Raw genomic sequence first — 15,880 nt, 5'->3', positions numbered from 1 at the left:
CTCCCGTGTCCTCACAGCCGGTGAAGCCCCCTACGATCGGGACGTGCCGTCCATCCACCATGCACCGCTGAGGAAGACCGACCCCGAGAGCCTGTACCGGATCATGGCTCTGCGGACCGACGTGTTCGTCTTCGAGCAGGGCATCACCAGCGAACCGGAACTCGACGGCCGCGATCTCGACCCGACCACCGAACTGTTCTGGACGCGGGAGGGCGACGAGGTCCTTGCGACGCTGCGCGTGCTCCACGACGACGGGGACATCGCCCACATCGGCCGTGTCGCCACCGCCCGGCACGCACGCGGGCGCGGCCTCGCCGCGGAGCTGATCGAGGCGGCGCTCGGGACCTGTCCGGGAGTCGTCGACATCTCGGCGCAGGCGTATCTGGAGCACTGGTACGCGCGAATCGGGTTCGTGCGCACCGGAGCGAACTACCTCGAGGCCGGGATCGACCACGTGCCGATGCGCCGCACCCCGTGACCACAGGGCGCCCGTCGGGGTGCGGTCACGGGGTGCGGGCGACGACGCGTATCAGCCGATCTCGAAGTGGACTCCTGTGAGTTTCTCCGACAACTCCCACAGCCGCGTCGAGGTCTCGCGGTCGCGGGCGCGACGCCCCACGCCGGCGACACCGGGCGCTCCGTAGAGCAGGAGACGCGGACCGATGTAGCCGCCCGCGATACCCGGATCGGAGGCGGCGAGCACGACCGATTCGGCCCCCTGGTCCGGGGTGCGCTGCAGGATCGTCTTGCCGAAACCGAACAACCGGTCGAACCACGTCCCCGTGTGACTGCCCACCTCGGTCGCCGCGTAGCCCGGATGGGCCGCGACGGCGCGCAGCGGTGAGCGGACCGCGGCGAGGCGTCGTTCGAGCTCGAGCGCGAACAACAGGTTCGCGAGCTTCGACTGTGCGTACCCCGCGGCGCGGTTGTACGGGCGGCGCTCCCAGTTGAGGTCGTCGAGATCGATCCGGCCTATCAGGTGGGCGGCGCTCGACACCGTGACGATGCGGCCGGTGATACGCGGCAACAGCAGTCCGGTCAGGGCGAAGTGTCCGAGATGGTTCGTTCCGATCTGCATCTCGAACCCGTCGGCGGTGCGACCCAGCGGCACCGCCATGACCCCGGCGTTGTTGACCAGGACATCGATCCGGCGATCGGCGAAGGCGTCCGCGAAGGCACGGATCGCCGAGAGGTCGGCGAGATCGAGCGACATCATCTCGGCCCGGGGGCCGATCTCGTCGGCGATGCGCTTGCCCCGGTCGACGTTGCGACCGGCGAGGACGACGGTGGCGCCGGCAGCCCCGAGGGCGCGGGCCGTCGCTTCGCCCACACCGCTGGTGGCCCCCGTCACGACGACGGTGCGGCCGACCAGCGATGTGGTGGCGTCAGGCGCCAATCGAGGACTTGAGCATCGGGAGCATCGCCCACAGCTCGTCCTGCCAGTAACCCCACGAATGGGTACCGACGATCGGGAACGAGAAGTGTGCGGTATCGATACCCAGGGTCAGCAGGCGCACCTGGAAGGCGCGGTTCTGCGTGCGGGCGAGCGCTTCGAGACCCATGGCGTTGGTCGTGTTGAAGCTGCCCACGAGCGAGTTCGGCCGGTCGTACTGGCCGGGCAGACCGCTCGCCGCGGAGACCCACATCGGCAGTCCGCGCATCTGCGGCGCCGCGACGAACGGGTCGTGACGCAGCCACGCCGAGTCCCAGGGCGGTCCCCACATCGCGTCGGCGTTGTATCCGCCGGCGTCGAGCATGGCGAGACGGATGGCCTCGCGCATACCGGGGGCCGAGAGGTTGAGGTAACCCGAGAGGGAGCCGGCGAACTTGAACTGGTCGCGGTGGTAGGCGGCCAGGATCAGCGCCGCGTTACCGCCCATCGACAGGCCGACCACCGCGTTGTTGTTGCGGTCGATGCCGTAGACGTTCGCGAGATGGTCGGGGAGGTTCTGGGTGAGGAAGGACTCCCACTTGTAGGTGTAGGGCTGGCCGTTGAAATTGCTCGGCGCGTACCAGTCGGCGTAGAAGCTCGACTGTCCGCCCACCGGCATGATCACGTTGACGCCGTGATCGGCGAGCCACGCCGCGTTTGTCTCGTGTTCCCAGCCGCTCACATCGTCGGTGGCGCGCAGACCGTCGAGCAGATAGACGGCCTTGTTGCTGCCGTTGTTCGCCCGCCAGATGCGTACCTTGATCGCCCCGACCCCACCCGGGGCGGCGACCATGTCCTCGTGGAAGCGTTCGTACGGATCGGCCGCAGCCGTGCCGGCGCCGAGCCCACTGAACGCGAGCGCCAACGGAAGGACCAGTGTCGCCACCAGCAGCCGCACGAGAGCGCGTCCCCCCCGCCGACGTGTTCCGGTTTTCGCCGACATCGTCACAACATGCTCCCCTTGCACTCCAGTAACATTCTTCACTTCCGTCCCAGGGTATCGACGGTGCAGAAACCTTAAGCAGGCTTGCACACAATCGTTATCGTGGAAAGTCCGGCAGCGTTATCGTCGGGCCTTCGGCGCTCGCATTCCGGGCGCACCGCTAACCTCACGACCCGTGCCCGAAGCTCCCCTCCCCGTTCGCGACGGCCTGAACCCCACCCGCCTGCGACTGCCGGAAAATCCCAGCTGGGAGACCATAGCGGAGTTCCTGCTCACACGCTTCCCGAACGATGCGGCGCGCATCGCGGAGAAGATCGAATCCGGCGAAGTGGTCGTACAGGACGGCACAGCGGTCACATTTTCGACCCCGTACGTCCCACGCGAATTCGTGTATCTCTACCGTGATCCGCCCGCCGAACCGCGCGTTCCCTTCGAGATCGACGTCCTCCATCGTGACGAGAACCTACTCGTCGTGGACAAGCCGCACTTCCTGGCGACCACCCCGCGTGGTTCCTGGGTGACGGAGACCGCCGTGGTCCGGTTGCGCAAGGATCTGGACCTGCCCGAACTGTCCCCCGTTCATCGGCTCGATCGGCTCACGGCGGGCGTCCTGGTGTTCACCGTCCGGCGCGAGGCGCGACGCGCGTACCAGATGCTGTTCGACCGGCGTCTCGTCGAGAAGGAGTACGAGGCGATCGCCCCGGCCGCGCCGCGCCTCGACTTCCCTCGCGAGGTCCGCAGCCGCATCGTCAAGGAGCGCGGCGTGCTGCAGGCCCGCGAGGTCGACGGTCCCGTCAACGCCGTGACCTCGATCGAATTGGTGGACACGGCCGACGACCGTGCGCGTTACCGTCTGCGTCCCGAGACCGGCCGGACGCATCAACTCCGGGTACACATGAACTCGCTCGGAATCCCCATTCTCGGCGACAACCTCTATCCGGAGGTGTACGAGCTCGAGCCACAGGATTATTCGAATCCGCTGCAGCTTCTGGCCAGATCCTTGTCGTTCCACGATCCGATCACAGGTCGGCCGACCCGCTTCGTAAGCCGACGAAACCTGGCAGCATGGAGTAACAGCACACCAGGACCCCGCTGACCGGCGAGTTCTCGTCTTGGAGGTTTCCATGGAAATCGGCAGCATCTCGCGTACCTATGACGGGCGGGTGGCCCTGCGGTTCGAACGCTCGTTCCCCCACCCGCCGGAGAAGGTGTGGCGGGTCCTGACCGATCCGCAACATCTCCGCGCCTGGTTCCCTGCCGACGTCGAGTTCGCGCTCACACCCGGCGCCACACTCGAATTCCGCTCGACGCAGGAACAGACCCGCCGTTTCGGCCTGCCCGAAGGGCACACCAGCATGGGCAGTGTCCTCACGGTGCGGCCCGCACGGATCCTGGAATACCTCTGGGACACCGACGTTCTGCACTGGGAACTCACTCCGGACGGCTCCGGCGGGTGCTGGCTCACCCTCACCCACACCACCGACGACGAGGAGGACGCCCTCGCACACGGCGCCGCCTGGCACGCCGGGTTCGAGGTGGTCGAGGCCCAATTGGAGGAACGCCCGGTCGACTGGTCGATCTGGGACCGCGCAGCCGAACTGAGCACGCACTACCAGGGCAGCTCGGGCTGATCGCCCGGCTCGGGACTCGGGCCGATCACCCGGGTGGAATATCCGCCTAGCGGCGCGCCCCACGTCGCGCGGGAGCCGAACCGATGCCGTCGAGGTCGCGCTCCCGCGCGGTCGTGCGCGCCACGATGCGCGCACCCCAGGAACCGATCGCGTCCCAGTCCCGGAAGTCACCGGAAGGGGCGCCGACCATCCTGACGACCATCCGTTCGCCGGTGCCGAGCACCGCCGGATCCAGCTTCCCCGGGAAGGTGCGATGTTCGACGGCCTCGATGCGTTCGGCGACGGCGCACGCGTCGTAGCACGTGTTCACCGACCTCCCGCCCGAGGCGACGGGACCTGACGAGAACAGGTAGACGTCGCGTTCGCGCAGTTCGGCCGCGTGCCGGTCGGAGAACTCCCGCGCGCTGCGCAGCCAGCGACTGCGGTAGACGGCGCTGCCGAGCACCACGACGTCGTACGCGTCGACCTCGTCGACGTGCTCGGGCGCGTTCACGTCGACCTGCGCGCCGTGGTGGCGCATCGACGCGGCCAGCGCAGTCGCGATCTCCGCGGTCGAACCGTGCCGACTGGCCACCGAAACAAGAACCTTCATCACTACCTCCGGACCCGCGTCGAACCATGATCACCCCGAAACCGGGCCTTGACCAGGGCCGAAGTGCTCTTTGCCCGGTATCGGCAGATCACAGTCGGACGAATCCCCTCATATCGGACCGCGTGGCAAGGTGGAGGCAACGCGCACCGAGAGGAGCAGATGGATGCCCAGCACATCGTCGGCGACCGTCGCGGAGGAGGCGGAACGCAAGTACTCCGCCACCGGCGACCGGCCGCTTCCGGACCTGACGGGACTGCCGTCCGTCGATGCGATCGACGTCGACCGGTTCGAATTGTCGGCCCAGTACTACGACACCGCCGACCTGTGCCTGCTGCGCTCGAAGATCACGCTCCGCAGGCGCGAGGGCGGCGACGACGCGGGATGGCATCTCAAACTGCCCTCCGGTGTCGACACCCGCACCGAACTGCACTTCCCCCTCGGCGACGACTCGGCCGAGGACGTTCCCGCAGACCTCGGATCCCTGTTGCGCGGCATCCGCCGTGGCGCCCCGTTGAGCCTGGCCGCTCTGCTCGTGACCCGACGACATCGGCACCGGCTCCGGTCGTCCGACGGCGGCTTCGTCGCGGAGGTGGTGGTCGACGACGTCGACGCCGTGCGCAGCGCCGACGGATCCGAGATCCGCTGGAAGGAGATCGAGGTCGAGTGGAATTCCACCCTCGGCGACGAGACGATCGGCCGATTCCTCACAGCACTCGAGGAACGCTTCGCGGCCGTCGGGATCACCCGTTCGGAGAGCCCGTCGAAGCTCCACCGCGTGCTCGGCGACCTGCTCCCCGCCCGCCCGCCGATCGCGAAGGGCCTGATCCCGGTACGCGACTATCTCTCGAGCGAACTGCACACCCTGGGGTTGTCCGACATCGCCGTCCGCCGCGACGCACGCGACGCGGTGCACAGCATGCGCAAGGCCGCGCGGCGTCTGCGCAGCGCACTGCAGACCTATTCCGACGAGATCGTCGTGGATCCCGATCTCGTCGACGAACTCCGTTGGCTCGGAAGACGTCTCAGCCCGTCACGTGATCTCGAGGTCCAATGGGAACGGCTCACGGATCGCGTGGCCGACATCCCGGTCGAATCGCACCGGGAAGCGACGAGAGCCCGTATCGACGAGTACTTCTCGGCACGGTCGGAGGCCGCCCGCCTCGAAGCAGTCGACACACTGGACTCGGACCGGTACGTCGGGCTGCTCACCCGCCTCGACGCGGCGATCACCGACATAGCGCCCGCCACAGAAGCGGCGGGGGCACGGCCGAAAGTGGCACGGAAGGAACTGTTGCGCGCGGTCGCAGCGCTGTCGAAAAAGGTCTCGCGCCGCGTCGACAGGGTCGGCGACGCCGAGAACCCGGCGGAGCGCGACGCGCTGATGCACCGGGCACGCAAGGGCGCCAAACGGATGCGGTATGCCATCGAGGTGATCGCGCCGCTGCATCCGAAGCGTTCCGGGCGGATCCTCGACCGGTTCGACGACTTCCAGGATCTGCTCGGTGAATTCCAGGACTCCGTCGTGGCGCGGGAACACCTCCTGGACATGCTCTCCGAGCAGGGCCACACCGCCGAGACCAGTTTCGGGCTCGGGATCCTGTTCCGGATCGAGACCGAGATCGGCGACGCGCAGGCCGCACATCTGGACAGCGGATGGCGGAAGGCATACCGCGCCGCTCGCCGATTGTGGACCTGATCGAGGCCGGAAGGCTCTGGTCGGGGCCTCCCCGATCGGGGATCATGAAGATCGTCGACACCGGGTCACGGCCGCGTCGTGGCGGTAACGTGGCCTCGGGCCGACCTGCGCGCGGGAAGCCGCGCGTCGCAACGAGAAGGAGACATCCATGAGCACACCGAGCACCCGCAAGGCAGTCGTCGCAGGCGTCGACGGCTCCGAAACGGCTGTAGCGGCAGCGCGGTGGGCCGGTGCCGTCGCGTCGCGCATCGGAGCACCCCTCCACCTCGTGCACTCGATGCCCCCGGAGGGCATCTTCTACAGCGAGGCCGCAGTGCTCGTGCAGTCGCAGATGATCCAGCAGCTCGAGGAGGACGGCAAGAAGCTCCTCGCCGACGCCGCCGAGCGAGTCCGCGCAGATCACCCCGAGCTCGAGATCAGCAGCTTCATCGGTCCCGGTCCCGCAGCCAAGTCGCTGCTCGAGGCCGCCGAGGACGCACGCCTGGTCGTCATGGGCGCCACCGGCGCGGGTGCGCTGGAGAACTTCCTCCTCGGCTCCACCGTTCTGCGCGTCGCGAACCATGCGCCCTGCCCGGTGGTCGTGTGGCGCGGCAACACCGATTCTCCGCTGCCCGATTCCCGGCCGATCGTCGTCGGTGTGGACGGTAGCGAATTGTCCTCTGCCGCAGTCACTCACGCGTTCTATCTCGCGTCGACCCTCGGGGTTCCGCTGCGGGCAGTGCACTCCTGGCTCGGTGACGCCGCACTCGGTGTCGGCGCCACGGCCGCGCTGGTCGATTGGGATGCCGTGGAGACCTCGGAGACCGCGGTTCTCGCCGAGACGCTGGCCGGCTGGAGTGATCGCCACCCCGAGGTCACCGTCGAGCGTGTGATCGATCGGGGCCCGGCCTCGAAGGTCCTGCTCGCGCACCTCGACGACGCCCAACTCGTCGCAGTCGGAAGCCACGGACGTGGCCAGTTCCGCGCCGCCCTGCTCGGATCCACGAGCCAGAACCTGCTGCACAAGGCTCCGTGCTCGGTGCTCATCGCCCGCAAGGTCTAGAACCGATCGTTCCGGTCCGACGGGGATCGCTTCGACGAAGCGATCCCCGTTCACTGTTCTCGGGGCGCGATCACCAGGGCGCTGGACCGAGCATGCTCTCCAGTCGCGCCGCGTCGACGGTCTCGACACCCGTATCGATCGCCGCTGCCTCCGGCCACGGATCCCGCCGGCGGAGTTGCTGTTCGAGCACGGCAGGGGTCGCATCGGAGGCATCGTCGCCGCGCTCGGCTCGGGATGCCATCCGTTGCAACAGGATTCCCTTGTCTGCACGGCACTCGATCTCGATCACATCCACGGAAGCACCGTCCGCAACGTTGCGGGCCGCGTCGCGCCGCCCGGACGACAACCAGGTCGCGTCCAGCACGACGGATCGTCCCCGGGCCAGAGCGGTCTCGGCACGGCGCAGCAGTTCGCGGTAGGTCGCCTCCGAATGCGTCGGTGCGTACAGACCGGCATCCGTACCGTCGCCGGTGCGGTCGGTGGGTTGCAGACCCGCCAACTCCTTGCGGACGATGTCGCTGCGCACTACGTCCGCTCCGAGATACGCACCGACCGTGCGCGACAGTGTCGTCTTGCCGGTCGCGGAGACACCACCGACGAGCACCATGCGCACGCGTCCCCGGTCGAGATGTCCCTCGAGCAACTCGACGAAACCGGTCGCCGTTTCCCGCGCCGCTGCATCACCCTGCTCGTAGCGTAGGGCGGTCACCTTCGCGCGCACCAACGCTCGATAGGCGATGTAGTGGTGCACGAGAGAGGAGGGCGGGTGATCGCCCGAGACCTCACCATATTGCTCGAGCAACCGCCGTGCTGCGGGTTCGGCACCGAGACGTTCGAGATCCATTGCGAGGAAGGCGAGATCGAGTACTGCGTCGCCGTAGCGCAACTCGTCGTCGAACTCGAGGCAGTCGATGATGCGCGGACCGTCGTCGAGACAGAAGATGTCGTCGGCGAGCAGGTCGCCGTGTCCGTCCACGGCCCGGCCCGCCGCGATGCGTTCGTCGAACAGCACCGCCCGGCCGGCGAGGTAACGGTGCACGGACTCCCGGATCCGCGTCAACGCCCCGGCACGATCCGCCCCTACCTCCAGCCGGCCGAGATGGTCGAGACTGAGATCCCACAGCTCGGCGACGAAATCCGCGGAGGCACACCGGTCGATCTCGGGACCGTGCGGCGAGGAGGCGTGCAGTGCGGCGACCTGCTGTGCCACCTCGTCGATCACCACCGACACGTCCTCACCTCGGCGGACCGCGGCGGCCAGGCGCCGGTCGTCGGGCAGCCGCACCATTTCGACGAGGTGCTCGCACAACTGTCCGTCCGGGCCGTGGACGTCCGCGACGCCCAGATAGACGTCCGGTGCGAGACGCCGGTTGAGCTCCACCTCCCGGTGGCAGATCCGTTCACGGGCCTCACGCGTGCGGTTGTCGAGGAAGCCCAGGTCGAGCGGCTTCTTCAGCTTGTGCACGCGCTCGCCGACGAAGAAGACCACCGACGAATGCGTCTCCCTCACCCCCGCGTAGCCGACACCCTCCGGTCCGGCACCTGTGGTCACTGCGCCCTCCCTGTCGTCGGCGGCTCCCACCGAGTCCTCTCGTCCACCATATTGTCGTTCAGACACTCCAACGGTGCATCTGCACAGCGCCCACCGGTGCATCCGCACAGCCCACCGGTGCATCCGCACAGTGTGTGTGTTCTCCTCCGGATCGCCCGAACGAACCGGCCGCGACAGGTAGCTTTCACACCGAGGTGACTTCTGGACGGGGTGAGATGAGAAACGATCAACCGAGCCGGGTACGAGGAGACGACACCGTGCGGGCGGACGACGGACCCACGGTGGCGGTCCTCGCGTACACGACGGCTCTCGAACGAACGATGATCGAGGATTGGCTGCGCTCGGACGAGCTTCCCGCCGAGTACCGCACGCCGACCCGCCCCGAGTCGCTCGACCTCGACTCACGGGTGCTCACCGAGGAGCTCGTGACCCGCACCGACGATCCGCTGATCCTGCCCTTGCGGGTCGTGTGGCTCCCGGAAGAGCGCGACGGTGCGCGGCGTATCCGGTTCGCCGACGTCCTCGCCCTCACGAACCCACGCAATCCGAATCTGCTGCTGCAGAAATGGCTCGTGCGCAAGGGTGCCGACCGCTACCGGATCGTCGTCGCGAAACCGGCCCGCCTGTCCGAACTGCGGGACGCGCTCAGGGCGGAGGGCGGTGACGGTGACGACGGGGCACTAGCGCGGTACGTGACCCGTCGCGCCGTCGTCGCGCTCGAACGCGCGGAGCGAGCGGTGATCGGCGACCGCTACAAGGTCCCGCGGCTCGTCGCCGCCCAGATCATGGACTCGCCGATCTTCCGGCGCCGTCTCGACGAGATCGCCGCCGAGCACGGCCTCTCGCGCGCCGAGGTCGAGTCGCGGGCGCGCAGTTCCCTCGACGAACTCGTGGCCGTGCAGTCACGATTGGTCACCGACCTGTTCACGCAGGCGATGCGGCCGTTGCACGCGTCGGCATGGACCGTGCACGCCGACGAGGCCGGTCTGCGCGCACTGCGCGAGTCCAACCGCCGGTACGCCCTGGTCTTCCTCCCCTCGCACCGGTCCTACGCCGATGCCTTCGTGCTGGGCGACATCCTGGCGGCGAACGATTTTCCCGGCAACCACATCATGGGCGGGGCCAACCTCACCTTCTGGCCGATCGGTCCCGTCGCCCGCCGCACCGGCACGGTGTTCATCCGGCGCAGTTTCGCAGACGACGACGTCTACAAGGCCGCGCTCGAGGAGTACTTCGCGTTCCTGCTGAGCAAGCGGTTCAACCTCGAGTGGTACTTCGAGGGCGGCCGGACCCGCACCGGCAAGCTCCGGGCCCCGCGCTACGGATTGCTCAGCTACGTCGCCAACGCGATCCGCGGCGGACGCGTCGAGGACGCGATGCTGGTGCCGGTCTCGATCACCTACGAGGGACTCGCCGAGGTCGCGGCGGTCGCCGCCGAACAGACCGGCGCGACGAAGAAAACCGAAGGCCTGGGATGGCTGGTGCGCTACGCCCGCAATCAGCGCAAGCGGGCCGGGAACGTGTACGTGCGGTTCGGCGATCCCGTGTCGATGCGCGAACTGCTGGTCGCCGGTGGGGATCCGGACCTGACCGCACCGGCGCCGGCAGCCGACCCGTCCGCGGCGCCGACGGATTCCGAGGAGATACGGGTGCTGCGCCGCAAGGCGCTGCAGAAGGTCGCCTTCGAAGTCGCGGTCGGCATCAACTGCAACACTCCGGTGACGGTGAACTGCCTGGTCACCCTGGCCCTGCTCGGTGTGCGCGACCGCTCGCTGACGCTCGAGGAGGTGCGGGCCGTGATCGCACCTGTCCGCCGTTATCTCGATCGCCGCGGTGTCCCGCAGGGCGGGCTCCACATCCTCGACGTCGAAGGTGGGCTCGAGGACGTGCTCTCGTCGCTCACCCACGCGGGGGTGGTCACCACCTACGCCGGCGGGGAGGAACCGGTCTACTCGATCCAGCCGGGTCAGCATCTCGTCGCGGCGTTCTACCGCAACAGCGGCGTGCACTGGTTCGTCAACCGGTCGATCATGGAGCTGGCCATCCTCTACGCGCACGCCAATCTCGGTGACGATCCTGTCCGGGTGGCGTGGGAGGAGGCGAAGAACCTGCGCGACCTGCTGAAGTTCGAGTTCTTCTTCCCCGACCGAGACACCTACGAGACCCAGATGCGCGACGAGCTCGCCTGGCTCGTCCCGTCCTGGGGCGACACGCTGCCGACGAAGGACGAAGCGCTGACCGGTCTCGTCGAGACCGGCTTCTTCATGTCGCACCGCACGCTGCGGTCGTTCTTCGACGCGCAGCTCGTCGTCGCCGAGCGCCTCGCCGTCCGGGATCCGGAGCTCGAGGTCGACCGCGCCGCCTTCCTGTCGGAGTGTGTGGCGGTGGGCCGGCAGATGCTGCTGCAGCGCCGCCTGTACGGGCCGGAATCGGTGTCGTCGGAGTTGTTCGCGTCCGCGCTCGACCTGGCGCGCAATCGAGGATTGCTCGACCACGACGAGGATCCCGAGACCGTCCGCGAGCGCAGGAAGGCATTCGCAGCGGAGCTGTCCGAGTTGGCCCAGCGGGTCGCGCTGGCCGAGTCGCTCGACGTGTCGAACAGAAAGGTGGAACGGTGAACCTCGAGCAGGCCCTCGAACGGGTGCGTACGGGTCCGCAGGGACCCGAGGTGGCGGCCTTCTTCGATTTCGACGGCACCATCGTGCACGGCTTCTCCGGTGTCCACTTCTTCCGCGACCGGGTGCTCGCCGGGAAGGTCTCCGCATCCGAACTGGCCGCGACGATGATCAACGGGATCCGCGGGACGGAGACCGAGGAGGACTTCGAACGCTTCGTCGCGATCGCCTTCAAGGCGTGGCGCGGTCACACCGAGGACGAGCTCTACGAGATCGGCCACCGGCTGTTCATGACGACGATCGCCGGACACCTTTATCCGGAGGCGTGGCAACTCATCGGCGCGCACCAGAACGCGGGCCACACGGTGGTGATCGCCTCGTCGGCGTCCCGCTACCAGATCCAGGCCGCCGGGGACGCGCTGGGCGTCGAGCACATCCTGTTCACCCCACTCGAGGTCGAGAACGGTGTGCTCACCGGACGGGTCGACGGGAAATCGTTGTGGCGCAGCGGCAAAGCGGAGGCGGCACGCAATTTCGTCGAGACACACGGCATCGACGCCGAGGCCAGCTACACCTATTCCAACGGTGGTGAGGACGTGGAGTTCCTGGCCGTCGCCGGCAACCCCACGGCCACGAACCCCGATCGCACTCTCACCCGATTCGCCATCGAACGCGACTGGCCGATCATGCGGTTCCGGCCGCGCGGTACGCCGGGCGCCCGCGAACTCGTCCGCACCGCCGCCGCCTACGGCGGGATGTTCGGCTCGGTGTGGACGGGTCTCGGTCTCGGTCTGATCAACCGCAGCCGCAAGACCGCGCTGGACTCGATCATCAGCATCGGCACCGAGGTCTCCCTGGCCCTCGCCGGAGTGAACGTACGCATCGTCGGGGAAGCGAATGCGTGGGCCGCCCGGCCGGCGGTGTTCATCTTCAACCACCAGAGTCAGCTCGACCCGGTGGTGCTGGCCAAGGTCCTGAGGCAGGACTTTACGGGCGTGACGAAGAAGGAGATGGCCAACGACCCGTTGTTCGGGCCGCTTCTGCGGTTCGTCGGCGCCACCTTTGTCGACCGCACGAACACCGAGCGGGCGGTTGCGGCGCTCGGACCCGTCGTCGACACCCTCCGCGAGGGGACGTCGATCGTCATCGCCCCCGAGGGCACACGCTCGCTGACCCCGGCGATCGGCAGGTTCAAGAAGGGCGCCTTCCACATCGCGATGCAGGCCGGTGTCCCGATCGTGCCGGTCGTGATCCGCAACGCCGGCGAGATCCTGTGGAAGCACTCGACCCTGCTGCGGTCGGGCACCGTCGATGTGGCGGTGCTCGAACCGATCGACGTGAGCGGCTGGTCGCGGGAGAACCTCGGTGAGCACATAGCCGAAGTCGAGGACCTCTACCGCCGCACGCTGTCGAGCTGGCCCACCGACTAGATGACGAACGAGACCGTGACACCCGAGGAGCCGGACGACGGAGCCGACGAGAGCCCGCACGGTGAGAGCGGGCCGCTCACCCCGAAGCGACGCCGGTATCTCAAGTGGATCGTCGGTGCTCTGCTCGTCGTGGTGCTCACCGTCGAGATCGTGCTCGTGTGGCCGGAACTGTCCGACAGCGTCCGCGGCCTCGGGCATCTTCACTGGGGCTGGGTCGCGGCAGCGGTGTTCGCCTCGATGGCGGAGATGTCGACCTTCGCACGGGTGCAGCGGGCGCTACTGTCCGCGGCGGGTGTGAAGGTCTCGCAATGGCAATCGCTTTCGGTGGCCCTCGCGGCGAACTCCATGAGCGTGACCCTGCCGGGCGGACCGGTGGTCGGGACGACCTTCACCTACCGACAGATGCGGCGCTGGGGCGCACCCCCGGTGGTGGCGACCTGGCAGCTGGTAATGGCCGGGCTCCTCCAGGCCGCCGGACTCGCACTGCTCGGCATCGTCGGCGCTCTGCTCGTCGGCGCCAGCAACAACCCGTTCTCGCTGATCTTCTCGCTCGGCGGTCTGCTGCTGCTGGTCGTGCTCATCCAGTACGCGGCCGGCAATCCTGGTTCGTTCGAATCGATCGGCCTGATCGCCCTGCGGAGCCTGAACCGGTTGCGGAAGAAGCCGGAGCAGGCGGGTGCGCGGGCGTGGCGGAGGATCGTCGGCCAGCTGAGCGCGGTGCAACTCGATCGTCCTCATGCGGCCCGCGCGTTCGGCTGGTCGCTGAGCAACTGGGTATGCGACGGTGCGTGCCTGGCGTTCGCCGCATACGCGGTCGGTGGCGCGCCGAGCCTGGCCGGTATCGCGGTCGCCTACGCGGCCGGAACCGCCACCAGCCGTGCCATCCCGCTGCTCCCCGCCGGTCTGGGTGTCATGGACGCCGTGCTCGTGCCGGCGCTCACCGCCTCCGGCATGACCGGCGCGCAGGCCCTGTCGGCGGTGGTCGTCTACCGGTTGATCAGTTTCGTGCTCGTCGCCGCGGTCGGCTGGATCGTCTTCGCATTCCGCTACCGGAACGTCGGCGAGGAGGGGGACGAGGACGAAACTCCCCCGGACCTGCGGCTCTGGGACGACGGCTGAAGGCGCCGGCCCGAAAAGATCGCCCGCGCGCCGGTCGGGGCGCTAGCGTTGTCCTCCATCCGGATGAATGGAGGGACGAGGTTCGTGGCACAGCACGAGGTCACACGTAAACGGGAAGTCTGGTCGGGCCGGTCGGTGTTCATCATGGCCGCGATCGGCTCGGCGGTCGGACTCGGCAACATCTGGCGCTTCCCGTACATCGCTTACGAGAACGGTGGTGGCGCATTCCTGATCCCGTATCTGGTCGCGCTGCTGACCGCGGGTATCCCCCTTCTCCTGGTCGACTACGCGATCGGGCACAAGTTCCGCGGATCGCCGCCGCTGGCCTTCCGCAGACTGCGCCGCGGCGCCGAATTCATCGGCTGGTGGCAGGTGCTGGTGTGCTTCGTCATCGGCGTGTACTACGCGGTGATCGTGGCCTGGGCCGCGCGGTACACCTTCTTCTCGATCACCGAGGCCTGGGGCGACGACCCCGAAGGCTTCTTCATGAGTTCGTTCCTGAACCAGGACACCGATGCGACCTTCGGCCTGAGCTTCGTGCCGGGCGTCGCGTGGACGCTGCTGCTGGTCTGGATCGCGACGCTCGCGGTGCTCGCTCTCGGCGTCCAGCGCGGTATCGGCAACGCCAATCGGTTCTTCGTGCCGTTGCTGGTCCTGCTGTTCGGTGCGCTCGTCGTCCGGTCGCTGACCCTCGACGGCGCGACCGCCGGTCTCGATGCGTTCTTCACCCCGAACTGGTCGGCGCTGACCGACACCGGGGTGTGGATCGCGGCGTACGCGCAGATCTTCTTCTCGCTGTCCGTCGCCTTCGGCATCATGGTGACCTACGCGTCGTACCTGAAGCGCAAGACGAACCTCACCGGTTCGGGTCTCGTGGTCGGGTTCTCGAACTCGAGCTTCGAGGTGCTCGCCGGCATCGGCGTCTTCTCCGCTCTCGGCTTCATGGCCCAGGCGCAGGGTGTCGAGGTCGGTGAGGTGGTCGCGGGCGGTATCGGCCTCGCCTTCATCGCTTTCCCGACGATCGTCTCGGAGATGCCCGGCGGCCCGCTCTTCGGTGTGCTGTTCTTCGGTTCGCTGGTCTTCGCCGGGTTCACGTCGATGATCAGCATCATCCAGGTGACCGTCTCGGCCTTCCAGGACAAGACGGGCCTCGGCCGGGTGCCGGCGGTACTCGCCATCGGTGGTGTGTCGGCAATCGTGTCGCTGCTGCTCTTCCCCACCACCACCGGCCTGAACACTCTCGACGTGGTGGACCGCTTCGCGAACCAGTTCGGCATCGTGGGTGTCGCCTTCGTGGCGCTCGTGGTGGTCGCGTGGATCTATCGTCGTCTGCCCGAACTCCGCGACCACCTCAACTCGGTGTCGTCGTTCAAGGTCGGCACGGGCTGGATGGTGTTCACGGGCATCATCACCCCGCTCGTCCTCGGCTACATGCTGTTCAGCGAGATCCGCGACCGTGTCCGCGACGGCTACGGCGGTCTTCCCGACAGCCTGGTCACGGCCTTCGGCTGGAGCGTGCAGGCCGGCGTGATCATCCTCGCCGTCCTCCTGACGTTCATCCCCTGGCGCAGGGGAATCGACGAGGAATACGAGCTGGACGAGAACCGTCCGCCCGCATCCGCCCAGGCGCCTGCTTCGTCCGGTGCTCCCTTACCCGGACCCGACTCGTCCACAGGAGGTACCCGATGAGCACAGCGGCCGTCGCCATGATGATTCTCGCCCTCGTCACGCTGTGGGGCGGTCTCCTGCTGAGCATCCTGCATCTGCGTAAGCATCCGGACGATCCGGACTGATCATCCGCACCACCGACTCACATGGGTGTCGGTTC

The 15,880-nt window shown here is 67.8% G+C and carries 14 protein-coding genes; 10 read left to right on the top strand and 4 right to left on the bottom strand.

From position 1 onward, the window contains the following. Positions 1–43 precede the first annotated feature (43 nt). Positions 44–478, top strand: a complete 435-nt coding sequence (locus tag NVV99_RS06110) for a GNAT family N-acetyltransferase (protein WP_024103046.1) — start codon at positions 44–46, stop codon at positions 476–478. Positions 479–529: 51 nt separating this feature from the next. On the opposite strand, the gene NVV99_RS06105 is transcribed toward NVV99_RS06110, so the two are convergent. Both NVV99_RS06105 and NVV99_RS06100 read right to left on the bottom strand, forming a co-directional pair. Next, on the bottom strand, positions 530–1,396 hold the full coding sequence (locus NVV99_RS06105) for an oxidoreductase (RefSeq protein WP_019289986.1): 867 nt from the start codon (positions 1,394–1,396) through the stop codon (positions 530–532). After that, positions 1,386–2,375 (bottom strand): alpha/beta hydrolase family protein, encoded by a 990-nt coding sequence (locus NVV99_RS06100; protein ID WP_051424951.1) that lies wholly within the window; start codon positions 2,373–2,375, stop codon positions 1,386–1,388. The genes NVV99_RS06105 and NVV99_RS06100 overlap by 11 nt, the downstream gene beginning before the upstream one ends. Positions 2,376–2,550: 175 nt before the next feature. On the opposite strand from NVV99_RS06100, the gene NVV99_RS06095 reads away from it, so the two are divergent. Together NVV99_RS06095 and NVV99_RS06090 are read left to right on the top strand one after the other, a co-directional pair. Beyond that, on the top strand, positions 2,551–3,471 hold the full coding sequence (locus tag NVV99_RS06095) for a pseudouridine synthase (protein WP_024103044.1): 921 nt from the start codon (positions 2,551–2,553) through the stop codon (positions 3,469–3,471). A gap of 28 nt (positions 3,472–3,499) precedes the next feature. Further along, entirely contained in the window at positions 3,500–4,006 is a 507-nt protein-coding gene (locus NVV99_RS06090) for an SRPBCC family protein (protein ID WP_006551738.1), read from the top strand. 46 nt (positions 4,007–4,052) lie between these two features. Here the strand turns inward: NVV99_RS06090 and NVV99_RS06085 are convergent, their stop codons facing one another. Next, positions 4,053–4,598, bottom strand: coding sequence for a flavodoxin domain-containing protein (locus tag NVV99_RS06085; protein ID WP_024103043.1), 546 nt, complete (start codon positions 4,596–4,598; stop codon positions 4,053–4,055). A gap of 163 nt (positions 4,599–4,761) precedes the next feature. Here NVV99_RS06085 and NVV99_RS06080 point away from each other — a divergent pair, with 163 nt between their 5' ends. After that, positions 4,762–6,294, top strand: coding sequence for a CYTH and CHAD domain-containing protein (locus tag NVV99_RS06080; protein ID WP_024103042.1), 1,533 nt, complete (start codon positions 4,762–4,764; stop codon positions 6,292–6,294). A 148-nt stretch (positions 6,295–6,442) separates the two neighbouring features. Continuing rightward, on the top strand, positions 6,443–7,336 hold the full coding sequence (locus tag NVV99_RS06075) for a universal stress protein (RefSeq protein ID WP_024103041.1): 894 nt from the start codon (positions 6,443–6,445) through the stop codon (positions 7,334–7,336). Between the two features lie 70 nt (positions 7,337–7,406). Here the strand turns inward: NVV99_RS06075 and NVV99_RS06070 are convergent, their stop codons facing one another. Beyond that, positions 7,407–8,888 (bottom strand): bifunctional aminoglycoside phosphotransferase/ATP-binding protein, encoded by a 1,482-nt coding sequence (locus NVV99_RS06070; protein ID WP_242411683.1) that lies wholly within the window; start codon positions 8,886–8,888, stop codon positions 7,407–7,409. Between the two features lie 215 nt (positions 8,889–9,103). On the opposite strand from NVV99_RS06070, the gene NVV99_RS06065 reads away from it, so the two are divergent. The 5 genes from NVV99_RS06065 to NVV99_RS06045 all read left to right on the top strand — a co-directional run bounded on the left by NVV99_RS06065 (position 9,104) and on the right by NVV99_RS06045 (position 15,845). Then, positions 9,104–11,506 carry a glycerol-3-phosphate 1-O-acyltransferase gene (locus NVV99_RS06065; RefSeq protein ID WP_051424882.1) on the top strand — a complete coding sequence of 801 codons (2,403 nt, stop codon included), beginning with the start codon at positions 9,104–9,106 and terminating at the stop codon, positions 11,504–11,506. Continuing rightward, a complete protein-coding gene (locus NVV99_RS06060) occupies positions 11,503–12,933 on the top strand; it encodes an HAD-IB family hydrolase (protein ID WP_024103038.1) in 1,431 nt (476 codons plus the stop codon). The genes NVV99_RS06065 and NVV99_RS06060 overlap by 4 nt, the downstream gene beginning before the upstream one ends. Next, positions 12,934–14,052, top strand: coding sequence for a YbhN family protein (locus tag NVV99_RS06055; RefSeq protein ID WP_024103037.1), 1,119 nt, complete (start codon positions 12,934–12,936; stop codon positions 14,050–14,052). A gap of 84 nt (positions 14,053–14,136) precedes the next feature. Next, the gene (locus NVV99_RS06050) at positions 14,137–15,741 is read left to right on the top strand and encodes a sodium-dependent transporter (protein ID WP_019289992.1); all 1,605 of its coding nucleotides are present in this window, start codon (positions 14,137–14,139) and stop codon (positions 15,739–15,741) included. After that, on the top strand, positions 15,738–15,845 hold the full coding sequence (locus NVV99_RS06045; RefSeq protein WP_006551747.1) for a methionine/alanine import family NSS transporter small subunit: 108 nt from the start codon (positions 15,738–15,740) through the stop codon (positions 15,843–15,845). The genes NVV99_RS06050 and NVV99_RS06045 overlap by 4 nt, the downstream gene beginning before the upstream one ends. Positions 15,846–15,880 lie beyond the last annotated feature (35 nt).

The organism is Rhodococcus sp. PAE-6 (assembly GCF_025290685.1).
In the GTDB taxonomy this organism is placed as follows: Bacteria; Actinomycetota; Actinomycetes; order Mycobacteriales; family Mycobacteriaceae; genus Rhodococcus; species Rhodococcus pyridinivorans.
This window is presented reverse-complemented; position numbering and strand designations above follow the sequence as displayed.

Coding starts and splice junctions, on each gene's coding strand:
- NVV99_RS06090 (WP_006551738.1), top strand. CDS start 3,500: ATGGAAATCGGCAGCATCTCGCGTACCTATGACGGGCGGGTGGCCCTG.
- NVV99_RS06045 (WP_006551747.1), top strand. CDS start 15,738: ATGAGCACAGCGGCCGTCGCCATGATGATTCTCGCCCTCGTCACGCTG.
- NVV99_RS06065 (WP_051424882.1), top strand. CDS start 9,104: ATGAGAAACGATCAACCGAGCCGGGTACGAGGAGACGACACCGTGCGG.
- NVV99_RS06080 (WP_024103042.1), top strand. CDS start 4,762: ATGCCCAGCACATCGTCGGCGACCGTCGCGGAGGAGGCGGAACGCAAG.
- NVV99_RS06100 (WP_051424951.1), bottom strand. CDS start 2,375: ATGTCGGCGAAAACCGGAACACGTCGGCGGGGGGGACGCGCTCTCGTG.
- NVV99_RS06075 (WP_024103041.1), top strand. CDS start 6,443: ATGAGCACACCGAGCACCCGCAAGGCAGTCGTCGCAGGCGTCGACGGC.
- NVV99_RS06085 (WP_024103043.1), bottom strand. CDS start 4,598: ATGAAGGTTCTTGTTTCGGTGGCCAGTCGGCACGGTTCGACCGCGGAG.
- NVV99_RS06055 (WP_024103037.1), top strand. CDS start 12,934: ATGACGAACGAGACCGTGACACCCGAGGAGCCGGACGACGGAGCCGAC.